This window comes from Maribacter sp. C-4077 (genome assembly GCF_055378385.1).
Map to the genome: position 1 here is coordinate 2,277,227 of NZ_AP038807.1, position 24,476 is coordinate 2,301,702.

Genomic DNA, 24,476 nt, shown 5'->3' on the forward strand with positions numbered 1-24,476 from the left:
TTATCTGATTATATGGTTTTTAATCGGGAATTCCCTTCTAGGTCAAATTTCAATTCAAAGGAAAAAGGAGACCGCTCATCCGATGATAATTTTAGAATGACCTTAAAAAATAAAAATCCTTTCTTATCTTTGTGCTGTTGTGTTGTGTCCCGAAAGTGATTTTGGGACAGTGGTAAAAATAGGATTATACCTATTGAACCAATGAAAGGCTTTCCATTTGGGAGGCTTTTTTTGTTAGTGAAAACCAGATAGGTGAAACGAAGTGCACATTTATCCGTTGGTTGAACTAATTCCGCTTGAATGCGGAATCTTTTCAGTTACGTTCAGCATGTAAAACGTAATGCACTAAGGATGCCGCCAATTTTGCCGTTTGATCGTCCCTATCAAAATCCGGATTTAATTCTGCAATGTCCAAAACCCTAAGTTTACCGGTTGCCATAATGGTCTTTAGGGATTCTAGGACAACATCCGGGGTGAAACCCATGGGCGAGGGAGCACTTACCCCGGGTGCGTAGGCCGAAGAAAATCCGTCCAAATCAATGGTCACATAGATGTGGTCCACATTGCCTGTAAAGGCATTGATCCAGGCGTTTATCTCATTGTGGAATTGGATTCTAAAAGTGTCTCGCATGATGTACTTAACATCCAGTTCCTTGGCCGTTTCAAAGAGAATCCTGTCATTCGCATCTTGTCTGATACCCAAACAGAGATACTTGAAAAGGGTGCCGTCCGCTTGGCAGTCCTGGGCTATTTGGTAAAACGGGGTTCCGGAATTGTTCACAGTGTGACCGTTGTCCTGTCTGTTGTTTCTTAGGTCAAAATGGGCGTCAAAATTTATGATACCGATGGTTTCCCCTTTTCCAACATATTTTTTGAGTCCGTTGTAGCTGCCGTAGGCCATATCGTGCCCGCCTCCAAGTACGATGGGGAAGTGTTTTTGCTGAAGCAATTGGCAAATGGAATCGCTGAGGTCCCGTTGGGTTACTTCCATATCGCCTTCCAAACATTGTAGTGTGCCCACATCATAGAGTAGCGTCTCCGTGGGAAGATGGTTGGGCAGTTTGCCCAAGTGCTTTCGGATGGCATCCGGGCCATTTACGGCACCGGGCCGACCCAAATTTCTTTTCACCCCTTCATCACAGGCATAGCCCAAAAGGGCAAAGCATTTTTTGGAAGCAACCGTTGATACGTTGGAAATAGGAACGCAAGAAATCTTTTCATGTAAATACAGTTGCCGCCCCGTAGGTCTTCCAGTGTATATCTCCGAAAAAGTTTCTGTGTAGTTGCTCATATATTTTTTTAATGCTAGGGTCGCCCTTAAAATATGTATTTGTCCGGTCGAGCGCAGTCGAGACCTTCTTTCCTAGTTGCAAATTATGACGACCTCCCGACTGCCTCCGAGGAGACAAAAGAACGATCCGATCGATTCCTGTTAAAGAAATAATTTTTCCAAAACGTGGTCCTCCACGAAGTTAGGTAAATTAATGCGCAAGTTGGGTGTGCGGTCCATTTCCCTTTGTATGGCGAAGATGGCTTCCTTGTTTCGGGCCCAACTTCTTCGGGCGATACCATTGTTTACGTCATAGAACAACATGCTTTTTAGTCGGTTCGATGCTTCATTTGTCCCGTCGAGCACCATGCCAAAACCGCCGTTGATGACCTCGCCCCAACCTACGCCGCCACCGTTGTGGATGGATACCCAAGTGGCGCCCCTAAAACTGTCGCCGATCACGTTGTGGATGGCCATATCCGCAGTGAACTTACTTCCGTCGTAAATATTACTGGTTTCCCTATAGGGACTGTCCGTGCCGCTCACGTCATGGTGGTCCCTGCCCAAAACAACTGGTGCGGAAATTTCGCCCGACTTCACCGCTTGGTTAAAGGCTTCGGCAATGGCTGCCCTACCTTCCGCATCGGCATATAAAATCCGTGCCTGGGAGCCAACGACCAAGTTGTTTTCTTCGGCCTCTTGAATCCATTTGATGTTGTCCTCCATTTGTTGCTGAACTTCTATGGGTGCGGTTGATTCTATCCGTTGCATTATCGCCAGCGCAATCTGGTCCGTTTTACGAAGATCTTCCGGATTCCCTGACGTGCAGACCCATCGGAACGGACCAAATCCATAATCGAAACACATAGGTCCCAATATATCCTGAACATAAGAAGGATAAGCCCATCCCCCATCCTGTGCATTCCTCTCTTCGCCAGTTGGCGAATCGTCGGATGCAATAGGGGAAGGGGTGTTACTAAAATTGCCCTTAGAATCTTTGTAGATAGCCGCACCTGCTCTTGAAGCCTCCAATAGAAAGGCGTTACCATAGTCAAAGAAATAGCAACCTCGTTCCGTATGCTTGTTTATGGCATTGGCATGTCTTCGTAGCGATTCCTGGACCTTGGCTTTGAAAAGTGCGGGATTTGCGCTCATCAATTCGTTGGCCTCTTCATAACCGAGCCCCACGGGGTAATAGCCACCGGCCCAAGGATTGTGCAAAGAGGTCTGGTCCGAACCCAAATGCACAAAAATGTTTTCTTTATAAAAACGCTCCCAAACATCCACTACATTCCCAATATAGGCCAACGACACAACTTCTTTTTGTGCGATGGCGGTTTTGGTTCGTTCAACAAGGTTGTCAATATCTTCCAAAAGTTCATCCACCCAACCCTGTTCAAAGCGTTTACGGGCGGCCGCCGGATTCACTTCGGCGCAGACGGTAATGCAGCCCGCAATGTTTCCTGCTTTGGGCTGGGCCCCGCTCATACCTCCCAGTCCGGCCGTAAGGAAGATTTTACCTTCCGGTTTTTCTCCGGGTTTCAACACTTTTCTAAAGGCGTTCATGACCGTAATCGTAGTGCCGTGAACGATACCTTGCGGACCAATGTACATATACGAACCTGCCGTCATTTGCCCGTATTGCGTAACGCCCAAGGCATTAAAACGTTCCCAGTCATCGGGTTTGGAATAATTGGGAATCATCATACCGTTGGTCACGACCACCCTGGGAGCTTCCTTGGAAGACGGGAACAAGCCCATGGGATGCCCGGAATAGATATGAAGCGTTTGTTCTTCGGTCATCGTGGCCAAAAATTGCATGGTCAATAGGTATTGGGCCCAATTCTGAAAAACGGCGCCATTGCCCCCATAAGTAATCAATTCTTCCGGATGCTGTGCCACCGCAGGGTCCAAGTTGTTCTGGATCATCAACATAATGGCTGCCGCTTGGGAAGTCTTGGCGGGATATTCGGAAATGGGTCGGGCATACATTTTATAATCGGGCATGAAGCGGTACATGTAAATCCGACCGTATTGCATCAGTTCTTTTGCAAATTCATACGCAAGTTCTTGGTGCCATTCCGGTGGAAAATACCGCAACGCATTGCGTATGGCCAGTTTTTTTTCCTCGGTTGAAAGGATATCCTTTCTTTTTGGGGCGTGTGAAACGGTGGAAGAACGTTCTTTTTTCTTTGGTAGTTTCGATGGGATTCCCGCAAGAATCTGTGCTTTAAAATCCATGCTAGTCTTTAGGCTTTATGCTTGTTGTACACCAAATTTCCGTTTTTCCAGACCATGCAGGGTTTCAGGTTTCCTTGGTTGTACAGGATTTCCTGATAGTTATCGGTATGGAAAAGACTAAAATCCGCCAAGTATCCCTTGGCCAGTTTCCCTCGGTCCTTGAGCCCTAAGGCGGTGGCCGCCCTTACCGTAATTCCTGCAAGGACCTCCGCATTCGATAATTTTTCAAAAGCACCCAAAATAGCCGCTTGGGTCAATAGATCGCCCATGGGGGCGGAACCCGGGTTGTGGTCGCTTGCAATGGCCAAAGTGGCCCCGGCATCCAATAGTTTTCTTGCCGGTGTAAAATTACAGCCAAGTCCCAATGAGGCCCCCGGTAAGGCCGTGGCGATGGTATTGCTTTTGGCCAATAGCTCAATTTCGGTATCTGTACTCGCCTCCAGATGGTCCGCACTGATGGCCCCAAAATCAACCGCCACTTTGCTGCCGCCCGTGGAAAATTGGTCGGCATGCACCGTAATATCAAATCCAAGTTGTTTGGCCGCTTCAAAATACGGGGCTATTTCCTCTGGAGAAAAGGCACTTTCTTCAATAAAGGCGTCGATTCTGTTGGTGAGATTTTCGGCCTTCAATTTCGGCAATAACTTTTGGGCCAATTCCTGTAAATATTCGGTTTTGGTACCCGCATAATCCTTGGGAAACATGTGTGCGGCAAGGCAGGTTGGGATTAGGTCCGATGGAATTTCGTTGTCGGTTTCCTGTATCGCCTCTAACATTTTAATTTCCTCGTTCAATGAAAGTCCGTATCCACTTTTCACCTCCAGCGTTGTGACGCCCGTTTTAAGGTGCCGATTGGCTAATTTTACCGTCTTTTTTTTCAATGTTTCCTTGTCCGCCTTTCTGGTTTGGGTAACCGTATCCCAAATACCACCACCCGCTTTGGCGATTTCCAAATAGGTTTTCCCCGAATTTCTAAGCGCGTAGTCGTTGGCCCTGCTTCCCCCAAAACAAATGTGGGTGTGGGCATCGATAAAACCGGGAAGACACACATGGGCACCTGTTAATTCGTGACATTCGGCGGAAGGATGTTCTTTTTTTAGAGAAGCGTAATTTCCCGTGGCCATCACTTTTCCATCGGAAACCAGAATCCCTGCATCTTCAATGATCCAAAGTTGACTATCGGAAAGCGCACCTTTTAACGGCAAGGCCTCCATGGTCAATAGTTGTTTGAAGGGTCCGATCAATTGCAATGCTTCCATAGATCAATAGCTTTCAAATTCTGCCGAATATTTCGTTTTGAGCGAAATGTTTCTGTTCTTTTCAACTTTTTCAATGACTAATATGATCGTTTTGTTTTGGATCATTTCGATGCCCTTTTCGATATCATCCGAAAAAACTCGGTCACGATCTGCAAAAGGCACCTTTTTCCGAACGGTTTTATGAATCTCGTCCAAAAAAATACCCGATTTTAAGGGCTTTCTATATTCAAAGGCCTGCGCCGCAGTCAACAGTTCTATCGCCAATATCTTTTCTACATTTTCTATGACGCGAAGCGCCTTCCTGCCTCCAATGGAGCCCATGCTTACATGATCTTCTTGTCCTAGGGAAGTGGGAATGCTATCTGCACTGGACGGAAAGCACATCCCCTTGTTTTCGCTCGCCAAGGCCGCACTGGTATATTGTAAGATCATGTAACCGGAATTGATACCTGTGTCCTTCATCAACAATTTAGGTACACCGGGGCTGTTTCCCTCCAGGGCCAAATAAATGCGTCGGTCCGAAATATTCCCCACCTCCGATGCCGCCAAACAGGCATAATCCAAGGCCAGTGCCAAGGGTTGCCCGTGAAAGTTTCCGCCGCTAATGGTGAGTTCTTCGTCAATGATTACGGGGTTGTCCGTAACCGAATTCAGTTCGGTTTCCAAAAGTTCCTTCAAGTGTAACCAGGCATTTCTGGAGGCACCGTGCACTTGGGGAATACAACGCAGGGAATATGGGTCCTGTACGCGGTCACAATCGATATGGTCCTCCATGATTTCTGAACCCTTTAGCAATCGCTTTACGCGCCTGGCAACATGAATATTGCCCTTAAAGGGACGTAGTTCGTGCAGTTCCTTATAAAAGGGCTTTACGGAGCCTTGCAGCCCTTCGATCATCATGGCCCCAATGATATCGGCTTGGGACAAAACGGAATGTAATTTTTCCACGACCTTGACGGCGTGGGCCGCAATGAACTGGGTGCCGTTGATGAGGGCGAGCCCTTCCTTGGGTCCCAAGTTTAGTGGTGTCAGCCCCGTTTTTTCAAATAAGGTCTGGGTCGGGATAATTTTTCCTTGGTAATCGACCTTGCCCAGCCCGATCAAGGGCAAAAACAAATGGGACAATGGCGCCAAATCACCCGATGCCCCCACGGAGCCTTGGGAGGGGACCACAGGTATCGCATCGTTTTCTATGTGCCAAATAATTCGTTCCAAGGTGTCAAGCGCGATGCCGGAATATCCTTTTGCCAAGGAATGGGCCTTCAAAATCAGCATGATTTTGGCCAATTCCCTAGAAATAGGCTCTCCAACGCCCACACTATGGCTTTTAAGGATGTTTGTCTGTAAAATGCGCGTCTCCTCTTTGGAAATTTTTGTGGTGCATAGCGGCCCAAAGCCCGTATTGATCCCGTAAACAGGATGTCCTTTTTCCACGATGGATGTGACTACCAGCGAACTGTTCTCGATCCGTTTTTGAACCGATTGAGAAAGAACAATTGTAGTACCTCCTTTTGCAATACTTAGGACCTTACCTACAGTAAGCCAGTCTTCTCCAAATTTAAAGGTGTCCAACGCCAAAATTTGCCTTTTAGATATTAGTTTTATAAAGATATTGTTTAAGTTTGATAATTACCAATACCATTTTGTTGAACAATCAATAACTATGAGTTCTCAAATAGAATTACGGCACCTTACGTATTTTTTGGCGGTAGCCGATGAACTACATTTTAGAAAGGCTGCGGAAAAGCTCTTTATCTCCCAACCAGGTTTGTCACGCCAGATAAAGCAAATGGAGGAAATATTGCAGGCGGAACTTTTCGTGAGGGATAAAAAGAAGGTTGCACTGACCCCGGCTGGCCATTACCTGAAGCACCAATCCGAAGCACTTTTTAAGCAATTAAAAGAGGTAAAACGACAATTACAGCTGATGGGGGAGGGCGATACGGGTGAAATTCGGATCGGGTTTTTGGGTTCCGCCATGCAGGATGTCATCCCAAATCTGCTCTTAAAATTGAGGGATACCTTTCCAAAGATAAAGACCTCTTTGGAGGAGCTGTCCAATTTGAACCAAGTGGATGCGGTTTTAAAGGGAGATTTGGATATAGGCTTTGTTCGATTGGCCAAAGTTCCGGCCAATTTGCACATGCGAACGGTTTATGAGGACACCTTCTCCTTGGTATTGCCCGAAAGCTATCCCATGCTTACAAGGGAATACTCGGGGATGGAACGCTTTTCCGAAGATAACTTTATTTTGTTCAGTCAGGATTACAGTCCTTATTACTACGAAACGATCATGAGCATTTGTTCCGATGCGGGTTTTGTACCCAAGGTTTCCCATAAATCCGTGCACGCGCAGACCATTTTCAAATTGGTGGAGAACAATTTGGGCATTGCCATTGTCCCAACGGCCCTGCAATACGGCTTTCAAATGCGGGTAAAATTTGTTGAGCTTAGGGATATAGAACAAAGGGCCTTGCTATCGGCCATTTGGAAAAAGGAGCATAGGAATCCTGTTTTACAGAACTGCATCGATTTGTTGTTTGAAACTAAATAGCATAGAAATCGTTGAGATTCATTTAATTGCTGTACTTAGACTTTGGAATCATGGGTTTTGAGGCTTAATTTTATGAACCTAAATATTGAACTATGATATTTGATTTGATTAAAAATAGAAGGTCGGTATTTCCACCTCAATATATAGAAAAGGAACTATCCAAAACCGATTTGGAGCGCATATTGGAGGCCGCCAATTGGGCGCCAACGCATAAAAAAACGGAACCATGGCGATTTAAGGTACTACGGGGAAAATCCAAGGAAGCCTTGGGCGCATTCCTGTCCAAAAAATATGAGGATACCGATGCACGACCCCAACAGATCAAGATCAAAAAGTTACGCGCCAACGCCGATCAATCCGCAGCGGTGATAGCCATCTGTATGCAGCGAGACACTAAGGAGAGCCTTCCCGAGTGGGAAGAGGTGGCCGCGGTTGCCATGGCCGTGCAGAACATGTGGTTATGTTGTACCGAGCTGGGAATTGGGTGTTATTGGAGCTCCCCGGGAATTATAAAGTACATGGATGAATTTTTCGACATGGCCGTAGGGGAAAAATGCCTAGGATTTTTGTACATGGGCTATTATGATGGCGATGTGCCGGTATCTACAAGAAATCCAATTTCGGAAAAAACCGTTTGGCTGGATTAATTAAAATACGGAAACAACGCCGTTCTGTACTCCCAAGCGGTGGAGATGAACAGTCCCAAATAGACCACGGCGACCACAAACTTCATAAACGTACCGGTAAGGAAACCCAAAAAGGAACCAAAGGCAGCTTTTAGGGCCGTTTTGTTATCGGCTTTCGCCGATAGTTCCCCTAGAAAGGCACCTACAAAAGGACCAATAATGATTCCTCCAGGTATAGGTGCGAGCAATCCAACTATGAGGCCGATGGTCGTACCTATCATCCCTGCCCGTGTTCCGCCAAATTTCTTCGTACCCATGGCAGGAATGATATAATCAAGCGCAAATACAATGAGTGCAATGGCGAGGGTGATGCCCAACACCCACCAACTGTTGGGAATGGCCTTAGTAAGGTATAAAAGTAAGAGTCCGATCCAACTAATAGGTGGTCCCGGAAGTACGGGGAGAAAGCTGCCAAGGATGCCTAGCAGCATAAAAATAAACCCGATAATCAATAGTGCTATATCCATATGACGATTGGACGAAAATAGGTCAAAAATGTTACAAGTGTCATACTGAAATCAATTTTTTAACTAAAAAATTAGTTTAAACTAAATATTTAGTTATATTAGCGATGAGATTTACGAATCGAACTGCTACCCTGAGCGGAGTCGAAGGGTGTTATAACTGAAATTTGTATTTAGAATAAAAATAAAAACCTAAAGTAATGAAGCAATTAACAAAGGCCGAAGAGGAGGTAATGCAGGTATTATGGCAATTGGAAAAATCGAACGTAGCGGGTGTCATTGATGAATTGCCCGAACCCAAGCCGGCCTACAACACCGTTTCCACCATCATTCGGATTTTGGAGAGCAAGGGCTTTGTGGACCATGAGAAGGAGGGAAAGGGATACCTCTATTATCCAATCGTGAAAAAATCGGATTACAGCAACCAAAGCATCAACAAATTGGTGGACGGTTATTTTCAGGGCTCCTTCAAGAGTATGGTTTCTTTTTTCATGAAGAAGAACGATATGAGCCTGTCCGAATTGGAGTCCATTATGAACGAAATAAAAAAGGACAAGAAATGATACAGTATATCCTAGAGTGCATCGCCTTTCAATTGGTGTTCCTCGTTATTTATGATTTTTTCCTTAAGCGCGAGACCTTCTTTCAATGGAACCGGGTCTATCTGTTGGCCACATTTGCCGCATCCTTGGCCTTGCCCTGGGTAAAAATAGAGGCATTTAAAAACGAAGCCCCCGTTTTATTAGGGTATTCCGAGTATTTATGGAACCTTCAGCCGACGGCTATCGTGGGAGTTGGAACTGCTCTGGCGGCAATGGAAATTACTTGGCTCATCGTCCTATTTTTCATTGGGTGCGGAATGGCTGTCATTGCCTTTGTCGTGAAACTTTGGCGCTTGCGAACCTTAAAGTTGACGGGGAAGGTACAAGTTTATAGGGACCATAGAAGGATTCTGATCCCCCAGAGTAATGTGGCCTTTTCGTTCCTAAAGTCTATTTTCTTAGGAGAGAATTTTAGTCGTAAGGAAACCGAATCCATTGTAGCACATGAGATGGTCCATATTAGGCAGTGGCACACCTTGGACCTACTGTTTTTCGAGGTCGTGCGAATCGTGTTTTGGTTCAATCCCTTGGTTTATGTTTATCAAAACCGACTCACGGAACTGCACGAATTTATCGCCGATGCCCAGGTTCCCAAACAAGAGCGACAGGAACACTGTGAAATGCTGTTGTCCCAAGCGTTCGAAGTCCGGAATTTTTCCTTCATCAATCCATTTTTTAAATCAACATTAATCAAAAAACGAATAGTCATGTTACAAAAATCAAAATCAAAAAAAATCTGGCAGTTAAAGTATTTGGTATTGGTACCCCTGGTACTCGGTATGTTATTCTATACCTCGTGTGAAAGCGAGGCAAATTCCAAAGAAAATTTAGAAGCTACTCCCTTAAAATCCAATATGGTACCATTTTCAGAATTAGATGCTGTACCCATTTTTCCAGGTTGTGAGAATTCCGAAGATAAAAGGGCCTGCTTCAATCAAAAAATCATGGAACACATCAGTAAAAACTTTAATTATCCAGAGGAAGCCCTGGAGAAAAACATCGAAGGTAAGGTGAGTGTTCTGTTTACCATAAATACAGAAGGAAGTATAGTTAATATCGAGAATCGTGGTCCCCATCCTCTTTTGGAGGAGGAAGTGGAAGGGATCATCTCTAAGCTTCCTAAAATGCAACCGGGATTAAAGGATGGTAAGACAGTGAACATACCTTATTCCATTCCTGTTATTTTTCAACTGGATGGAACATCGGCCCAAACAATTCGGGCCAATAAGGCCCTTGAATCGAATGCCATACCATTTGGGGAAGTAGATGAGGTTCCCGTTTTCCCGGGCTGTGAAAATGCAACCGACTCCCGTGCCTGTTTCAATGAGAATATCATGCGGCATATCAGCAAAAATTTCAGTTATCCCCAAGAAGCTCAGGACAGGGGAATCCAAGGAAGGGTAAGTGCCCTTTTTACGATTTCAAAAGAAGGAAACGTCGAAAATATTGCCATGCGCGGACCTGATAAACTTTTGGAGGATGAGGTGGAGCGAATCTTAAAGCGTTTGCCAGTAATGAAACCGGGTAAAAATGGGGTAGAGGAAGTGGCGGTGGCCTATTCCATTCCGGTAAATTTTAAGTTGGAATAATAGGTTTGTAATTAAATAATTTAAGACCTGTACAGGTCTTGTACTTCAAAATACTTTCTACATAAATCATTAGACTGGAAATTCAAATAGCTTACCTTTCCAAAATAGCAACCAAACGCATTTCTGATTTCAAGGTGGAAATCCACTTTTCCAAAAACTAAACCCGTCAAAAATTTGTAATTTCCACCATAGAATTGGTGACATGCAACGCATATTGGTATTGTTGGTCGTTTTAAGTTTGGGTTCCTGTAACCTTTTCCAGTCCAAGGAAAAAAGGACCCAAGAATTGATTAACGCGGAACTTCGGGAAATGGACTGGAACTCCGTGGATTCCTATCCGTTGTTTAAGGAATGTGATGAAACGGCCAGCAAAGAGGCCCAGAGAAAATGCTTTGAACATCAATTGACGACCCATTTCGAAAATACCTTGCGGGAATTTGAATTTACCGTAGATTCTGACCAAGGGGCCCTGGTAGATGTTATCTTTGTCATCGATGCGAAGGGAAAAATCAGTGTTATAAAGATAATCAAGGATGCGGCCATCCTACGGCAAATGCCCGAATTCGATGGTATTATCACCCAAAGTCTCAAGAACATACCTCCCATCGCCCCTGCCCTAAAAAGGGGCATTCCGGTAAAAACAAAATTTAAGATACCCATAAAACTAAACACCAAATAAGGTTTGGCGACAGAAAAAATCATTTTAGGGATAGATCCCGGAACTACGATTATGGGCTTCGGCCTAATAAAAGTGGTGGACAAAAAGATGCAGTTCCTACAAATGAACGAACTGCAATTGAAAAAGTATGACGACCCCTACACCAAGCTCAAATTGATCTTTGACCGCACCATTGAACTCATTGACACCTACCATCCCGATGAAATCGCCATCGAAGCACCGTTTTTTGGCAAGAACGTCCAGTCCATGCTAAAATTGGGCAGGGCACAAGGAGTTGCCATGGCGGCGGGACTTTCCAGGCAGATACCCATAACGGAATATCTCCCAAAAAAAATAAAAATGGCCATTACGGGCAATGGGAACGCCAGTAAGGAGCAGGTGGCCAAAATGCTCCAAAGCCTACTCTCCTTAAAATCGCTCCCCCAAAATCTGGATAGCACGGACGGACTTGCGGCAGCAGTCTGTCATTTCTACAATGAAGGCAGGGTGGAGGTAGGGAAGTCGTATACTGGGTGGGAATCCTACATAAAAAATAATCCGGGGAAGGTTGGAGGTACTTAATCAATTAATAATTATCAGTTAACAATTAACAATGAATGAAAAATAATCCATTAGCTGAAAAGTCATATTTATTTGCTTTAGAGATTGTAAAAACTTCCAGATTTTTGACCGATGAAAAAAGGGAATTCATTCTTTCAAAACAGCTGCTTCGTGCAGGAACCTCTATTGGAGCTAATATTGCCGAGGCAAATGGTGCTATTTCAACAGCTGACTTTTCTTCTAAGATATCCATTGCCTACAAGGAAAGTTTAGAAACTAAGTATTGGTTGAGATTGCTTCAGGATTCTTTTTATTTAGAAAAAAGTATTGCTGTTGATTTACTTGAAAGAGCGGACGAATTATCTAGAATTATGTTTTCAATATTGAAGTCCACACGAATTAATAAAGGTTAATTGAAAATATTATTATGATAATGATACTGCTAACTGTTTACTGTTAATAGCTAACTGCTTATTGTTAATTGCTAAATGATTCTTGAAAATCAGCTTCGTATGAATACTGAAAATAGCTCCCCCTTTGGGGGCGGGGGGGGCTTGTACATCCACATCCCTTTCTGCAAACAGGCCTGTCATTATTGCGATTTTCATTTTTCCACTTCCCTGGGAAAAAAGGAAGCCATGATAACCGCTTTAAAAAAGGAATTGGAATTACGGAAGGAGGAATTCGCCACTGAAAACGTGGAAACCATCTATTTTGGGGGCGGCACACCCTCGGTGCTGGAATTGGATGAAATCTATGATTTGATCTCGACCGTCTATAAGCATTATAAGGTGGTCGATACGCCAGAAATTACTTTGGAGGCTAATCCGGATGACCTTTCGCTCCGAAAAATACAGGCACTCGCGAAAAGCCCTATCAACCGATTGAGCATCGGTATACAATCTTTTTTTGACACCGATTTAAAACTGATGAACCGTGCCCATTCTGCCGATGAAGCATCGGAATCCTTAAAAAATGCGGTGCGCTATTTCGACAATATTTCCATCGACCTTATCTATGGCATGCCAGATATGACCTTGGACCGATGGAAAAAAAACATCGAAAAGGCCCTTTCCTATGGAGTGCCCCATATTTCAAGCTATGCGCTCACTATAGAGCCCAAAACGGCATTGGCCAATTTTGTGGACAAGGGATCGATTCGGCCTGCCAGTGATGAACTGGCCCAAGAGCACTTTCACCTCTTGTACGAAACATTGCTGCAGGAAGGTTTTATTTGTTACGAAATCTCCAATTTTGGCAAGCCGGGCTATTTTTCCCAGAACAATTCGGCCTACTGGCAGCAAAAGAAATATGTGGGTATCGGGCCATCGGCACATTCCTTTGACGGGATTCGCAGGGGGTGGAACATCAGCAACAACCCCAAATACATAAAGGCACTTGAAAAAGGGGAACTTCCCATGGAAACGGAAACCTTGTCCACAAAGGATAAATACAACGAGTATGTCATGACCGGCCTTCGAACCATTTGGGGCGTGGACGTAACCCGAATCCAAAAAGAGTATGGGGAAAAATTTAAGGACTATCTTTTGATGCAATCCAAAAAGTTCAGGGAAGAAGGCCTGTTGGTATTAGAGGAAAATGTACTTTCTACCACCAAAAAAGGGAAGTTTTTGGCGGATGGAATTGCCGCTGATCTGTTTATGATTAACTTGTCATAACAAACAAACCACGTAACCGATCTACAATTGTTTTGAAAGCGACCCTAACCATTAAAAAAAGGACTTATCAAGTAGACCTTTCCAAACCTTTGGATTTATCCATACCCATGACCGGTGATATTTCCAATGTGAATGCGTGGTACGTGGACCATCCCAGGATCGAGCCGCATGTGGAACATGGTTTTACGGGTAGCGTAAAGCAGGGCGCAAGCACCAATTTTAATGATATTTGGTTCAACCCCCATGCCCATGGCACGCACACGGAGTGCTACGGCCATATTACCCGTGAGGTCTATTCCGTCAACGAAAAATTGAAAAACTACTTTTTTTTGGCCGAAGTCATTACGATCGCCCCGGGAAAATTGGGGGACGATTTTGTGATTTCCAAGCATCAGTTGAGCAATGTCATGAAGGGGGCAAAACCGAATGCCTTGGTGGTACGCACCTTGCCCAACACCAAGGAAAAGTTCTCAAAACAGTATTCCAATAGCAATCCCCCTTATTTTATGGAGGATGCCATGGCATTTTTGGTCAACAGCGGTATAGACCATTTATTGGTAGACCTACCATCCGTGGATAAGGAAAGGGATGGCGGTGCCTTGCGTTGCCATCGAACCTTTTGGAACATGAACGGCGACATACGAAAGGAGGCCACCATTACGGAATTTATTTTTGTGCCCAACGAGGTAGCCGACGGAATGTATTTGTTGAACCTACAGGTAGCGCCGTTCGTGAATGATGCCAGCCCAAGCAGACCAGTGTTGTTTAAAATTACCGAAGTATGAGGAATTTATTGAGTTTGGAGGAAGTGGCCATGTTCGTGCTGGGCATCTTTATGTACGGACTATTGGGCTACCCGTGGTGGTTATTTTTTGTACTACTGCTAACGCCTGATATTGGCATGCTCGGTTATCTGATAAGCGAAAAGGTTGGGGCCATTGCATATAATCTTTTCCATCATAAGGGAATTGCCATACTTTTATATTTTCTGGGGATGTACCTTTCCATGCCGGTCGTTCAGATGATAGGGGTCATACTATTCGCGCACGCATCTATGGACCGGATTTTTGGGTATGGACTTAAATATGAAAAGGGATTTAAATACACCCATTTAGGGGAGATAGGAAAAAGGAATGGATAATATACTTGATGTCTTTTTGGGCCTTATTTTGGGCGGAATCAGCATGTACTGGTTGTTTTCCCTGTTCCGAAAAAAACAGAGCAAGGAAATTACCACGCATCAGTCCACCGTTTTATTGGAAAAGATACGCAGTGTCTGCAAGTTGATTTCCGTGGAGGGCGATTTTGCCGAAGTCTACAAGTATGAAAATACGCGGGAACGGTTTATGAGCCTTTTGAGCAGCAAAAAAAAGGCGCTCATCGTCATTAAGGCGAAAGCACAGATTGGATACGACCTTAATAAAATATTGATGCATGCCGATACTGGCAAAAGGAAGATTATCCTATCCAATTTTCCAGAACCTGAGGTTTTGTCGATTGAGCCCGATTTGGAATTTTATGATATTAAAAACGGACTTTTCAATACCTTTACCCCTGATGATTTGACAAGTCTCAACACCGAGGCAAAAAAGCATATCAGGGAAAAAATACCGGAAAGCGGACTCATGGAGACCGCCAAGAAGGAAGCTTTACAATCGGTTATGCTCATTGAAAAAATCGTGGAGACCATTGGCTGGAAATTGGATTATTCCGCCTTGCATATTTCGGAAAAGGACAAGAGACTACTCGAACATTAAACTTATCAAACTACGGATACAATCACATGAAAACTATTACAACTTTAGTATTTTTGGTACTTACAACCATGGCTTTTGGCCAAACAAAAAAAAACATGAAAGAATTCGATCCTAATTTCAACCATACCGTATTTTTTTGGTTGAAAAATCCAGATAGTCAGGCCGATAGGGATGCCTTTGTAAAATCCCTGTCCAAATTTTTGGACAATTCCGGGTATGCCAAGACCAAGTTCATAGGGACCCCGCCAAAAGCGAGCAGGGATGTTGTGGACGGTTCCTTTACCTTTTCCCTAATGGTTTCCTTTGAATCTGCCGAGGCACAACAAGCCTATCAAGATGAAGCCCCTCATAAACTTTTCATCGAGGAATCAGAACATCTTTGGGAGAAGGTTATCGTCTATGACTCAACAGGTATATAAAAGCCTATCCCAACCCCATCCAATGCTTCGACTTCGCTCGGCACAGGTGAAGGGAGGACTTAATTAGAAGAAAGATTTGCATTTTTTCCCTTAGGGTTTAAATAGTATTATTTGCAATGAACATTGAGGAATTTCGGGAATACTGCTTATCCAAAAAGGGCGTAACGGAAGGATTTCCTTTTGACGAAAAGACCCTCGTTTTCAAGGTCATGGGAAAAATGTTTGCGTTGTGCGGCTTGGAACGGGTACCCTCACAAGTGAACCTAAAGTGTGACCCCGATCGTGGCGAGGAATTAAGGGAACAGTATGACGGCCAGATCATTCCTGGCTATCACATGAGCAAGATCCATTGGAATACCCTTTTTCTAGAAAACTTACCACCAAAACTGGTACTGGAGCTTACGGACCATTCCTATGACCTTGTAGTGGCGAAGTTCCCAAAAATGCTTCGGGCCGAATATGATGCCTTATGACACGTAAGTGAAAGAAGAATCTTGATTAATGCAACCAGTCCCCAAAGGTTTTTAAAACCTTTGGGGTCTTTTTAAATATCTGTAAGCACAGATTTCTTCAACGTATCAAAGTCAAGGCCAAGTCTATGGAATTTTTCAATTCTTGTTTTTGAGGTTTTATCTTTGAAACCACTTTTATGCCATTGTAAAGCATAAAAAGTAAAGATGCCAAAGACCTCAAATCTTGCTTTGTTTTTAATTGACCTTTATCTTTTCCTTTTTTCAAGTACTCGTAAAAAATATTTTCAAAATCACGTTTGTTCTCCTCTATAACCTTTACGAGACTTTTGTCATTTGGTATAAGTTCTGTGGTAGTATTTACAACAAAACAACCTTTAGCTTCCGTGTCAAGTATTGATTCTTGTATAGCAAAATCAAATAGTTTAGAAAATCCGTTCTTCACATTTGGTTGCCTATCAAAAAACTGAATTAGACCTTCCATATTTGATTTTCTATATAGAGCAAAGGACTTTTTAAACAATTGCTCTTTATCCCCGAAAGTATCGTATAAACTGGCTCTATTAATACCTAAGTGGCTAACCAAATCTTGAATAGAGGTCGCAGAATAGCCTTGTTTCCAGAACAAATTCATTGCTTTGGTCAAAACTTCGTTTTCGTCAAATGTTTTTACTCTTGGCATAAAAAAAGTGGAAGCATTATAAGCTTCCACAAAAGTAATTTATTGGAACTATCGTTCCAAATATATCCAAAAAAATAGTTAACTCAAAAGAGGATTAATATTTATGCCGCCATCAATATTGTATTCGCTTCCTGTTATAAATGAAGCATCATCGGAAGCTAAAAACGAAACCAATTTGGCGATATCTTCCGGCTTTCCAAATCGCTTAAGTGGCACACGATTTTGCATTGCTTGTGCAAAGCCATTCAATTGTTCTTCTTCCATACCTGTTTTACCAAAAATAGGTGTAGAAACTGGTCCTGGATTTACTGAATTAACTCTGATTTTTCTCGGAGCTAATTCTGTTGCAGCAGTTCGAGTGTAAGAATTTAATGCAGCTTTTGAAGCAGCATATACTGCTGTATTAGGCATTCCTGTATAGGCATTTACAGAGGACAAATTAATAATGGATGCACCATCATTTAAGATTGGCAGAAACTTTTCAGTAGTAAATACCGCACCTTTAAAATTAATCCCCATTTGGTGGTCGAACATCTCTTCGCTTATTTGTCCAACTGGAGATGGTTGAAAAATCCCCGCATTGACAAACAAGATATCTACCTTCTCAAATTCATTTTTTACTTGGTCTACCAAACTTGCGATAGCGGAAATATTTCCAACATCTGCTAACAATCCTCTAACACCAAGTTCTAAGGCTGCTGATTGAACTTTTTCAGAATTTCTTCCTGTGATTACAACGGTCGCACCTTGACTCTTTAGTTCTTTGGCAGTTGCATAACCAATACCACTGTTACCACCCGTTACAATTGCAATTTTTCCATTTAATTTACTCATTTCTTTAAATTTTATATGTTTTTAAATATTGGAACGTTCATTCCGATAACAAACATAGTTATAATAGAATGATTGTTCCAAATAAAAATTTGACTTTTTTATAAATAAAATTATGTGCTCACAACTTATATAAAAATTAGTGCTTAGGTTACTCCTACGAAAATGGACTTTGAATTTAGAAATACCGTTTATAAAAAGTATGTGCTTATAATCCATTACGTTCCATATAAATGGCCGGTAAATAGTTATATATTATTAACGGCACTTCCCCAAGCTGGCGAGCGTCAAGCTCGTGAAGCGCTCATTGGTTACGTCCGTTTACAATAGGTAGATGTCAAGAGTGATTATTGCGCTTCTAAAGTGACAACTTTAAAGAATCTTGTTGAAGAGAAGTGTTTTCAAATAAGTAATCATATGAATGTGAAATTACAAACTTCGGATATCATAGGAGAATCTTGTTTATTTCAACCAGACCCCAAAGGTTTTTAAAACCTTTGGGGTCTTTTAATTTTTGCGACCAAAGGGTTTTATAATGCTCCAATCTCGTGCCACCACCAGCTCTGCAAAGTTTTCGATTTGGAATTACAGAATAAAGTCTCGTTATAAACTGATTCAATCCTCTCTAAATTTCCCTGCTTAGGAATTGAAACCCTACTTTTGTTGAAACTTCAGAAGTAAGCAATGGCATGAGGGATCCCCTATCTTTTTATCAGGATGAAATTAAATCGTACCAGGGGCAATTGGAAACGTTAAAGTCACAATTGCTCGCCTCCAGCACCGTTCGTTTGGTCGTTTTCATACTTGCGGTTGTTGGTGTTTATTTTTTGTATGGGTATACCAGAATGGTCCTGGTAGTTTTGGTCGTTGCCATCGTCATTTTTCTTTATTTGGTCTCTAGGCATACCGATTTACAGTATAAAAGGGACAAGCTCAAAAGATTGATCGCTATCAATGAAACCGAGATCCAGGTTTTAAACAGGGACTATAAAAACCTTCCAACAGGAGATGAATTTAAGGACGATACCCATTTTTATAGTCAGGATATTGATCTATTTGGCAGGGGTTCCTTTTTTCAGTATCTGAACAGAAGCATCCTTCCGGAAGGCGGCCTACTCTTAGCTTCCATACTAAAGGAAAACACTGTGGACCGAATTGAAGCAAAACAAGAGTCAATGAAGGAATTGGCTCAAATCCCCAAATGGCGACAGGATTTTGCCGCCACCGCGGCGTTGTCGAAGGCGGAAGTAACCACCCAAACGGCATTGCACTGGATAACCAGTTACAGGCCCTTTGTTCCGGGTGTTATGCGATTTTTACCGTGGCTGTACACCGGAGGCAGTATTCTGTTTTTTGGCCTGTTGCTTATGGGTTTTCTACCTACTTCGGTATTGTTCTACTGGTTGTTGTTGGGGCTATTGATTTCAGGTGCCTTTACCAAAAAAATGACCAAACTCGTTTCAGGCACAAGTAAGATCCAATCTTTATTCGAACGCTATAATCGTTTGCTGGCGGCCATCGAATCGCAAAAATTCGGGTCGGCCCTACTGAAGGAAAAACAGGGAGGGATACAAAGCCATGGTAAAAAGAACTCCGTAGTGCTTAGGGAATTCGCCGGTTTACTGTCGGATTTAGACCAAAACAATAACCTGTTGTACCTCATTTTTGGAAACGGCTTGTTTTTAAGAGGCCTGTATACGGCATATAAGGTTGAAAAGTGGATTTCTGAACACAAGGAATCTATGGTTGTTTGGTTCGATTGTATCGCCTTTTTCGATGCCCATAATAGCTTGGGGAATTTTGTCTTCAACCATCCGGAATATACCTTTCCAATTCTTAAGGAAAATGGAATATGCATTAAATCGAAGCAGGCCGGGCATCCTTTGCTGGACCCCAAGAAATGTGTACGAAACGATTACGAAATTGGCCAAACCGATTTCTTTATCATCACGGGCGCCAATATGGCCGGCAAAAGTACCTTTTTGAGAACGGTTTCCTTGCAGATAGTGATGGCGAATATTGGCCTTCCGGTATGTGCGGCATCCATGGAATATAGTCCCATAAAACTGATCACCAGTATGCGTACATCAGATTCCCTAACCGATGACGCCTCCTACTTCTTTTCAGAATTGAAAAGGCTAAAGTTCATTGTGGACGAAATAAAAAAGGATCGCTATTTCGTTGTCTTGGACGAGATTCTCAAAGGCACCAATAGTACGGATAAGGCCGCAGGCTCAAGGAAGTTCGTGGAGCGTTTGGTATCTTCGGGTGCTGCGGGGATCATTGCCACCCATGACCTAAGCTTGTGCGAGGTGGCCAAGAAACTATCAAAGGTTAAAAACTACTATTTTGATGCGGAGATTGTGAATGACGAACTTCATTTTGACTATACCTTCAAAAAGGGCATCTGCCAGAACATGAACGCCTCTTTTTTATTAAGGAAAATGGATATCATAGGCGAGTAGCCAATACCTTGTTTATATATCCAAACTTAGTGATTGCAGGTTCTCCTATTTAAACTTTTTTAATTAAGATCATAATCTAAGGTAATTTACCATTCGTCTACAGTAATTTGGGGTTTCATCTTGAGAGTCCTCATGTTCTCTTTGCACGACTTTATATTTGTTTCATAATTAAATACAAACTATGATGAATAAGCGAAGTAAACTCAAAAAATCCCTGGGCTATTTAGAAATATCAAGATCACATTGTATTTATCAGATTTGTGATGTTAGTATCAACAGAAAGGAAATAATTCTAAGCACCCTAACTCCTATAGCTCCCTAAAGTATAACTACCATAGGTAGTTTCCCCCGAATCTTTCAAAAGCCGATATCCCTATCGGCTTATTTTTTTAGTTGAGGTTTACGTTTGGCATATTTCAAAACCAACTTCCCAAAAAGTAAGTATCTTGCACGTGTGAAATTTAGAAGAAGCAAACTTACTGTACATTTCATTGGCTGAAAGTGTAGATGCAAATTAAAGAAACAAACATAAAGGACTGTTATGAATTGGAACCTAGGGTCTTTGAAGATCAGAGGGGGTATTTCTTCGAGAGTTTTAATCAAAAAAGGTATGCTGAGCTTACAGGCTTTATGGTGAATTTTGTTCAGGACAATCAATCATTTTCCACAAAAGGGGTGTTGCGCGGGCTGCATTATCAAAAAGGTGAAAGTGCCCAGGCAAAACTAGTAAGGGTGCTTCAGGGAAAGGTGTTGGACGTGGCGGTGGACATCCGAAAGGATTCCCCAACGTATGGAAACGTATTCAAAACAATTTTATCCTCAGAAAATTATAGACATCTTTTTATACCAAGGGGATGTGCACATGGTTTTGTGACCCTTAGTGATACGGCAACCTTCTTTTACAAGTGTGATAATTACTACGACCCAAAGGCCGAGGCGGGAATCATCTATAATGATCCTAACCTGAATATCGATTGGGAATTATCCGATAGCGAACTTGTCATTTCCGAGAAAGATCAAATACTTCCTCAATTCAAGGATTTGGTAATCCATTAAGCCCTATAGATGCAGCGTAAAAAAAGAGTATTGGTGACCGGAAGTTCGGGTCAGTTGGGAACAACCTTACAAAAATTGGTTCAACCAATTGATGAGAGCATTGAATTTGAATTCGCTAATTCGAAGGATTTGGATATTACGAACCTAGAGGCAGTCACGGAATTTTTAAATAAGGACAGCTTTGATTATTGTGTCAATTGTGCTGCTTATACCCAAGTGGACAAAGCAGAGGAGGATTCGGAAAGAGCCTTGCTCATAAATCAGCAGGGTGCCCAAAATCTAGCAAAAGCCTGCCATGCATACAACATTGTTTTAATACACATTTCTACGGATTTTGTTTTCGATGGCACAAAAAATACTCCCTACTTGGAAACTGATAGACCCCGTCCATTGGGTATTTATGGACATTCCAAATTCAAGGGCGAACAGGAGGTAGTAAGGAATATGGAGCGATATTTTATCATACGTACTTCTTGGTTGTATTCGGCATATGGTCATAACTTCTTTAAGTCCATGCTCAAATATGGTATGGAACGGGATCAGTTATCGGTCGTTTTCGATCAAGTGGGCACGCCCACATCGGCACATGATCTATCCGAAGTAATCCTAAAAATCATTTCGGAGGAAATAGACGCGTATGGAATCTATCACTTTAGCAATGAAGGCGTGGCCAGTTGGTACGATTTTGCGGCGGCCATCTTCGAAATCAACCATATTGAGGTAGACCTAAGACCCATCCGTTCCAAAGACTATCCAACGCCAGCTGAGCGACCCAGCTATAGTGTTTTGGACAAAAGCAAAATCAAGCATGTATTGCATTTGCGCATACGACATTGGAGAAGAAGTCTTGCAGAGGTATCCAAATTTATGGAATAGTCCTTATAGCCTTGTAGGTGCCAAAGAGCAACTCCTAAAAAGGGTATCCAATAGCAAAATTCAGTGTCATTCTGTTCCCTTTATCCCCAAAAAATGGAATATTCCATCGGTCGTTTTCTGGTCGGTAAGGAATGCGAAACGGTGATGCCAAGTCCAAACGAATTACAAAGTTTTGAATGTCGACCCGCGCTCCAAATCCAAATCCGGCAGCTACTTCACTAATCCAATCGGATTCAAATTTCCCATCAGTAAACAACGAATTGGAAGCTGCACTTTGTTGTTGGTCCGCTTCTAAATCCTCATAGCTTCCGGTCAACCAAACATTTCCCGCATCAACAAAGAAAGCACCTTTTAGATAGGATACTATTGGGAACCGATACTCCAAATTTGCTTCTAGCACCAAGTTTCCGGACCTATCGAAATAATCGGTAGTGGCATCTTCTTGTTGGGCATTAAAATTCCCGGGACCTAGGGATCGAATGTTAAAGGCCCTGACACTATAGGGCCCTCCAGAAAAAAACTGTTTTACAAAAGGTAAGGTTTCGCTATTGCCATAGGGTACGCCCCACCCTGCATAGACACGCGATACCAAGGTTTGATCATTGCCCCAACGCAAATAAAACCTAAAGTCTGCATCCAATTTGGCATATTGGGCATACTCAGAACCGATGATGGTCCCCGAACCTCCATCGATCAAACTGAAAAGATTTCCTGCAATGTCCAGGTTGGTGGAGAAGAATATTGGGTAGTCTTTTTCCAAATCAGAAACTTCATCATAGGTAAATCCATATAACAATCCGGCGATGAACCTTTGCTCAAAACTGCGTCTTAAAAAGGGGTTGTCATCCAGGATTTCCTGAAAATCCTCCGTGACGTTCGTTAATCTCGCATAGCTCAGGCTTACGGGGTCCAATTGATGGTACACATACCTGTTCTCCTTCCAGGTATAACCAAAGGACCCGTTGATGGAGCTCAAGGTGAACAGCTGACTACGTCTCAAGTAATCGATACCAGCAGAAATTTTTGTTTTAGGCACGGAATATCTAAAGTTTTTTGGGGAAAAGGGAATGGATCTGGGGAATATTAGGTCTCCCTTGACCCCCCAGGCAATGCTGCTCAGACTTGAATTGTTTCCTGAAGATAGCTGCGATTCATAGGAAAAATTCGTGGATAAACTAAGTGTTTCGCCTCCCTTGAACAAATTTCTGTTACTATAGGTCAGTTGTATTCCGGGTCCGGTAAAACCATTGGATTTGGTTACGGCCTGCACCTCTGCCCGAATGGAACGTTTCGTTAAAGGGGCCAAATAAATATCGGCAGCAAGGGAACCCCCGTCACCATCGGTCATGGTAGTGTCCAGTTCTGTATATTGGATATTCACATATTTGTAACTGCCCAATGAAGAAAGCCTATTGCTGGTAATCTTAGAGGTATTGGCATCATATAGGTCACCTTCCTTAAAGAGTAAGTAGGTTTCCAATAATTCGGGTCTAAAGTAAAATTCGTTTTGGATAAAATCAGTTCCGTTTACGGTGGTTTTCTTTTGGTTAGAAACGGGTATGGTGTCGCCTTCTATAGAATAATTCGGGAAAACGGTAATGGAGTCTATTGTGAATGGAATGGCTGATTTTTTAGGGACTTCTTTTTTAAGTCTAAGGAACAGGTCAAACTTTTTGTCCTTATACTGATTGGTGTCCGCCTCAAAAATCAAAAGATTGGCTTGGCTGTTGTAATACCCTTTCTGTTTCAGTCCATTGTCAAGCCTTTCCCGTTCCGCTTTTAACAGGTCAAGGTCGAATCTGTCTTCCTTTTTTAATGGGGTTTCTACAATTAGCTTTTCCAACTCCCTATAAATAGGAAGCGAATCCCTATCCAATTGATAGTTCCCAAGGGTGTAGGGTTCTTGAATGGAAATACCATAATTGACCGAAGCCTTTTTATCCCCTATGATGGCTTCTGAGCTTGATTTACTGTAAAAGTAACCGTTATTGTCCAATCGGTTCAATAAGAGCTCCTCTACTTGTTCCGGATTTATTTCAGAGAAGTATACAGGTTCTTCTCCAAAAGAATTGTTTAGGAATTTATATATAAAACCTGGACGCTCCCTTTGCGCCTTGTAATGAAAAAAAAGTGCCGGTTTCATACCTAGAAACTTGGTATTTGGGTTAGGGGTTATTAAAGTTGTTAATTCCCTCTCGATATTTTTAAGGTCCCTAATGTCACCAATGGTATCCACTTTTAAAGTGGCACCCGTATATAGTTTTTCTCCTTCAGGAATGAACTTCTCAACACTACAGGCGGAGAGGAACATTACCAATAGGGGGAAGAGCGCGTATTTTACGTGGAACGTTTTCAAA

Annotated in this window: 24 protein-coding genes; 16 read left to right on the forward strand and 8 right to left on the reverse strand. The window is 42.7% G+C overall.

The window, feature by feature from the left end; translation table 11 throughout:
* Positions 1-313 precede the first annotated feature (313 nt).
* The 4 genes from hutG to hutH all read right to left on the reverse strand — a co-directional run bounded on the left by hutG (position 314) and on the right by hutH (position 6,348).
* Positions 314-1,291 (reverse strand): formimidoylglutamase, encoded by a 978-nt coding sequence (gene hutG / locus ACZ41C_RS09800; protein ID WP_464561054.1) that lies wholly within the window; start codon positions 1,289-1,291, stop codon positions 314-316.
* A 141-nt stretch (positions 1,292-1,432) separates the two neighbouring features.
* A complete protein-coding gene (locus ACZ41C_RS09805) occupies positions 1,433-3,511 on the reverse strand; it encodes a urocanate hydratase (RefSeq protein WP_464561056.1) in 2,079 nt (692 codons plus the stop codon).
* A gap of 8 nt (positions 3,512-3,519) precedes the next feature.
* Positions 3,520-4,770, reverse strand: a complete 1,251-nt coding sequence (hutI, locus tag ACZ41C_RS09810; RefSeq protein ID WP_464561058.1) for an imidazolonepropionase — start codon at positions 4,768-4,770, stop codon at positions 3,520-3,522.
* A gap of 3 nt (positions 4,771-4,773) precedes the next feature.
* Complete coding sequence (gene hutH, locus ACZ41C_RS09815; protein WP_464561060.1) at positions 4,774-6,348, reverse strand: histidine ammonia-lyase; 1,575 nt, start codon at positions 6,346-6,348, stop codon at positions 4,774-4,776.
* Positions 6,349-6,433: 85 nt separating this feature from the next.
* On the opposite strand from hutH, the gene ACZ41C_RS09820 reads away from it, so the two are divergent.
* Both ACZ41C_RS09820 and ACZ41C_RS09825 read left to right on the forward strand, forming a co-directional pair.
* Positions 6,434-7,324, forward strand: a complete 891-nt coding sequence (locus ACZ41C_RS09820; protein WP_464561062.1) for a LysR family transcriptional regulator — start codon at positions 6,434-6,436, stop codon at positions 7,322-7,324.
* A gap of 92 nt (positions 7,325-7,416) precedes the next feature.
* Positions 7,417-7,971 (forward strand): nitroreductase family protein, encoded by a 555-nt coding sequence (locus tag ACZ41C_RS09825; RefSeq protein ID WP_464561064.1) that lies wholly within the window; start codon positions 7,417-7,419, stop codon positions 7,969-7,971.
* On the opposite strand, the gene ACZ41C_RS09830 is transcribed toward ACZ41C_RS09825, so the two are convergent.
* Positions 7,968-8,477: a DUF456 domain-containing protein gene (locus ACZ41C_RS09830; protein WP_154917282.1), complete on the reverse strand. Its 510-nt coding sequence runs from the start codon at positions 8,475-8,477 to the stop codon at positions 7,968-7,970. The genes ACZ41C_RS09825 and ACZ41C_RS09830 overlap by 4 nt on opposite strands.
* A 197-nt stretch (positions 8,478-8,674) precedes the next feature.
* On the opposite strand from ACZ41C_RS09830, the gene ACZ41C_RS09835 reads away from it, so the two are divergent.
* The 11 genes from ACZ41C_RS09835 to ACZ41C_RS09885 all read left to right on the forward strand — a co-directional run bounded on the left by ACZ41C_RS09835 (position 8,675) and on the right by ACZ41C_RS09885 (position 16,212).
* Positions 8,675-9,037 carry a BlaI/MecI/CopY family transcriptional regulator gene (locus tag ACZ41C_RS09835; protein ID WP_138257743.1) on the forward strand — a complete coding sequence of 121 codons (363 nt, stop codon included), beginning with the start codon at positions 8,675-8,677 and terminating at the stop codon, positions 9,035-9,037.
* Positions 9,034-10,665, forward strand: coding sequence for a TonB family protein (locus ACZ41C_RS09840; RefSeq protein ID WP_464561067.1), 1,632 nt, complete (start codon positions 9,034-9,036; stop codon positions 10,663-10,665). The genes ACZ41C_RS09835 and ACZ41C_RS09840 overlap by 4 nt, the downstream gene beginning before the upstream one ends.
* 202 nt (positions 10,666-10,867) lie before the next feature.
* Positions 10,868-11,344, forward strand: coding sequence for an energy transducer TonB (locus ACZ41C_RS09845; protein ID WP_464561069.1), 477 nt, complete (start codon positions 10,868-10,870; stop codon positions 11,342-11,344).
* Between the two features lie 3 nt (positions 11,345-11,347).
* Entirely contained in the window at positions 11,348-11,905 is a 558-nt protein-coding gene (ruvC, locus tag ACZ41C_RS09850) for a crossover junction endodeoxyribonuclease RuvC (RefSeq protein WP_464561071.1), read from the forward strand.
* 35 nt (positions 11,906-11,940) lie between these two features.
* On the forward strand, positions 11,941-12,297 hold the full coding sequence (locus ACZ41C_RS09855) for a four helix bundle protein (protein ID WP_464561073.1): 357 nt from the start codon (positions 11,941-11,943) through the stop codon (positions 12,295-12,297).
* 99 nt (positions 12,298-12,396) lie between these two features.
* Positions 12,397-13,563, forward strand: coding sequence for a radical SAM family heme chaperone HemW (hemW, locus tag ACZ41C_RS09860; RefSeq protein WP_464561075.1), 1,167 nt, complete (start codon positions 12,397-12,399; stop codon positions 13,561-13,563).
* 32 nt (positions 13,564-13,595) lie between these two features.
* The gene (locus ACZ41C_RS09865; RefSeq protein ID WP_464561077.1) at positions 13,596-14,348 is read left to right on the forward strand and encodes a cyclase family protein; all 753 of its coding nucleotides are present in this window, start codon (positions 13,596-13,598) and stop codon (positions 14,346-14,348) included.
* Positions 14,345-14,704 (forward strand): DUF4260 domain-containing protein, encoded by a 360-nt coding sequence (locus tag ACZ41C_RS09870; protein ID WP_464561079.1) that lies wholly within the window; start codon positions 14,345-14,347, stop codon positions 14,702-14,704. Before ACZ41C_RS09865 ends, ACZ41C_RS09870 begins: the two co-directional genes overlap by 4 nt.
* Positions 14,697-15,320, forward strand: a complete 624-nt coding sequence (locus ACZ41C_RS09875) for a DUF4230 domain-containing protein (RefSeq protein ID WP_464561081.1) — start codon at positions 14,697-14,699, stop codon at positions 15,318-15,320. The genes ACZ41C_RS09870 and ACZ41C_RS09875 overlap by 8 nt, the downstream gene beginning before the upstream one ends.
* A gap of 95 nt (positions 15,321-15,415) precedes the next feature.
* The gene (locus ACZ41C_RS09880) at positions 15,416-15,739 is read left to right on the forward strand and encodes a Dabb family protein (RefSeq protein WP_317129170.1); all 324 of its coding nucleotides are present in this window, start codon (positions 15,416-15,418) and stop codon (positions 15,737-15,739) included.
* Positions 15,740-15,855: 116 nt separating this feature from the next.
* Entirely contained in the window at positions 15,856-16,212 is a 357-nt protein-coding gene (locus ACZ41C_RS09885; protein WP_464561083.1) for an MmcQ/YjbR family DNA-binding protein, read from the forward strand.
* Between the two features lie 97 nt (positions 16,213-16,309).
* On the opposite strand, the gene ACZ41C_RS09890 is transcribed toward ACZ41C_RS09885, so the two are convergent.
* Together ACZ41C_RS09890 and ACZ41C_RS09895 are read right to left on the reverse strand one after the other, a co-directional pair.
* Positions 16,310-16,921, reverse strand: coding sequence for a TetR/AcrR family transcriptional regulator (locus ACZ41C_RS09890; RefSeq protein ID WP_464561085.1), 612 nt, complete (start codon positions 16,919-16,921; stop codon positions 16,310-16,312).
* Positions 16,922-16,969: 48 nt separating this feature from the next.
* Positions 16,970-17,725: an SDR family oxidoreductase gene (locus ACZ41C_RS09895; RefSeq protein WP_464561087.1), complete on the reverse strand. Its 756-nt coding sequence runs from the start codon at positions 17,723-17,725 to the stop codon at positions 16,970-16,972.
* Between the two features lie 686 nt (positions 17,726-18,411).
* On the opposite strand from ACZ41C_RS09895, the gene ACZ41C_RS09900 reads away from it, so the two are divergent.
* The 3 genes from ACZ41C_RS09900 to rfbD all read left to right on the forward strand — a co-directional run bounded on the left by ACZ41C_RS09900 (position 18,412) and on the right by rfbD (position 22,119).
* Positions 18,412-20,187: a MutS-related protein gene (locus tag ACZ41C_RS09900; RefSeq protein WP_464561089.1), complete on the forward strand. Its 1,776-nt coding sequence runs from the start codon at positions 18,412-18,414 to the stop codon at positions 20,185-20,187.
* A 507-nt stretch (positions 20,188-20,694) separates the two neighbouring features.
* On the forward strand, positions 20,695-21,243 hold the full coding sequence (gene rfbC, locus ACZ41C_RS09905; RefSeq protein ID WP_272635522.1) for a dTDP-4-dehydrorhamnose 3,5-epimerase: 549 nt from the start codon (positions 20,695-20,697) through the stop codon (positions 21,241-21,243).
* A gap of 9 nt (positions 21,244-21,252) precedes the next feature.
* Positions 21,253-22,119, forward strand: a complete 867-nt coding sequence (gene rfbD / locus ACZ41C_RS09910) for a dTDP-4-dehydrorhamnose reductase (protein ID WP_464561092.1) — start codon at positions 21,253-21,255, stop codon at positions 22,117-22,119.
* A 34-nt stretch (positions 22,120-22,153) separates the two neighbouring features.
* Here the strand turns inward: rfbD and tamL are convergent, their stop codons facing one another.
* On the reverse strand, positions 22,154-24,475 hold the full coding sequence (gene tamL, locus ACZ41C_RS09915; RefSeq protein WP_464561094.1) for a translocation and assembly module lipoprotein TamL: 2,322 nt from the start codon (positions 24,473-24,475) through the stop codon (positions 22,154-22,156).
* Between the last annotated feature and the right edge of the window lies 1 nt (position 24,476).

Bases quoted from the DNA above. Each gene is read 5' to 3' on its own strand.
- ACZ41C_RS09900 (WP_464561089.1), top strand. From the start codon at position 18,412: ATGAGGGATCCCCTATCTTTTTATCAGGATGAAATTAAATCGTACCAG.
- hemW (WP_464561075.1), top strand. From the start codon at position 12,397: ATGAATACTGAAAATAGCTCCCCCTTTGGGGGCGGGGGGGGCTTGTAC.
- ACZ41C_RS09805 (WP_464561056.1), bottom strand. From the start codon at position 3,511: ATGGATTTTAAAGCACAGATTCTTGCGGGAATCCCATCGAAACTACCA.
- hutI (WP_464561058.1), bottom strand. From the start codon at position 4,770: ATGGAAGCATTGCAATTGATCGGACCCTTCAAACAACTATTGACCATG.
- ACZ41C_RS09835 (WP_138257743.1), top strand. From the start codon at position 8,675: ATGAAGCAATTAACAAAGGCCGAAGAGGAGGTAATGCAGGTATTATGG.
- ACZ41C_RS09845 (WP_464561069.1), top strand. From the start codon at position 10,868: ATGCAACGCATATTGGTATTGTTGGTCGTTTTAAGTTTGGGTTCCTGT.
- ACZ41C_RS09855 (WP_464561073.1), top strand. From the start codon at position 11,941: ATGAAAAATAATCCATTAGCTGAAAAGTCATATTTATTTGCTTTAGAG.
- ACZ41C_RS09875 (WP_464561081.1), top strand. From the start codon at position 14,697: ATGGATAATATACTTGATGTCTTTTTGGGCCTTATTTTGGGCGGAATC.
- ACZ41C_RS09895 (WP_464561087.1), bottom strand. From the start codon at position 17,725: ATGAGTAAATTAAATGGAAAAATTGCAATTGTAACGGGTGGTAACAGT.
- ACZ41C_RS09825 (WP_464561064.1), top strand. From the start codon at position 7,417: ATGATATTTGATTTGATTAAAAATAGAAGGTCGGTATTTCCACCTCAA.
- ACZ41C_RS09870 (WP_464561079.1), top strand. From the start codon at position 14,345: ATGAGGAATTTATTGAGTTTGGAGGAAGTGGCCATGTTCGTGCTGGGC.
- rfbD (WP_464561092.1), top strand. From the start codon at position 21,253: ATGCAGCGTAAAAAAAGAGTATTGGTGACCGGAAGTTCGGGTCAGTTG.
- ACZ41C_RS09830 (WP_154917282.1), bottom strand. From the start codon at position 8,477: ATGGATATAGCACTATTGATTATCGGGTTTATTTTTATGCTGCTAGGC.
- ACZ41C_RS09840 (WP_464561067.1), top strand. From the start codon at position 9,034: ATGATACAGTATATCCTAGAGTGCATCGCCTTTCAATTGGTGTTCCTC.
- ACZ41C_RS09885 (WP_464561083.1), top strand. From the start codon at position 15,856: ATGAACATTGAGGAATTTCGGGAATACTGCTTATCCAAAAAGGGCGTA.
- ACZ41C_RS09820 (WP_464561062.1), top strand. From the start codon at position 6,434: ATGAGTTCTCAAATAGAATTACGGCACCTTACGTATTTTTTGGCGGTA.
- rfbC (WP_272635522.1), top strand. From the start codon at position 20,695: ATGCAAATTAAAGAAACAAACATAAAGGACTGTTATGAATTGGAACCT.
- ACZ41C_RS09880 (WP_317129170.1), top strand. From the start codon at position 15,416: ATGAAAGAATTCGATCCTAATTTCAACCATACCGTATTTTTTTGGTTG.
- hutG (WP_464561054.1), bottom strand. From the start codon at position 1,291: ATGAGCAACTACACAGAAACTTTTTCGGAGATATACACTGGAAGACCT.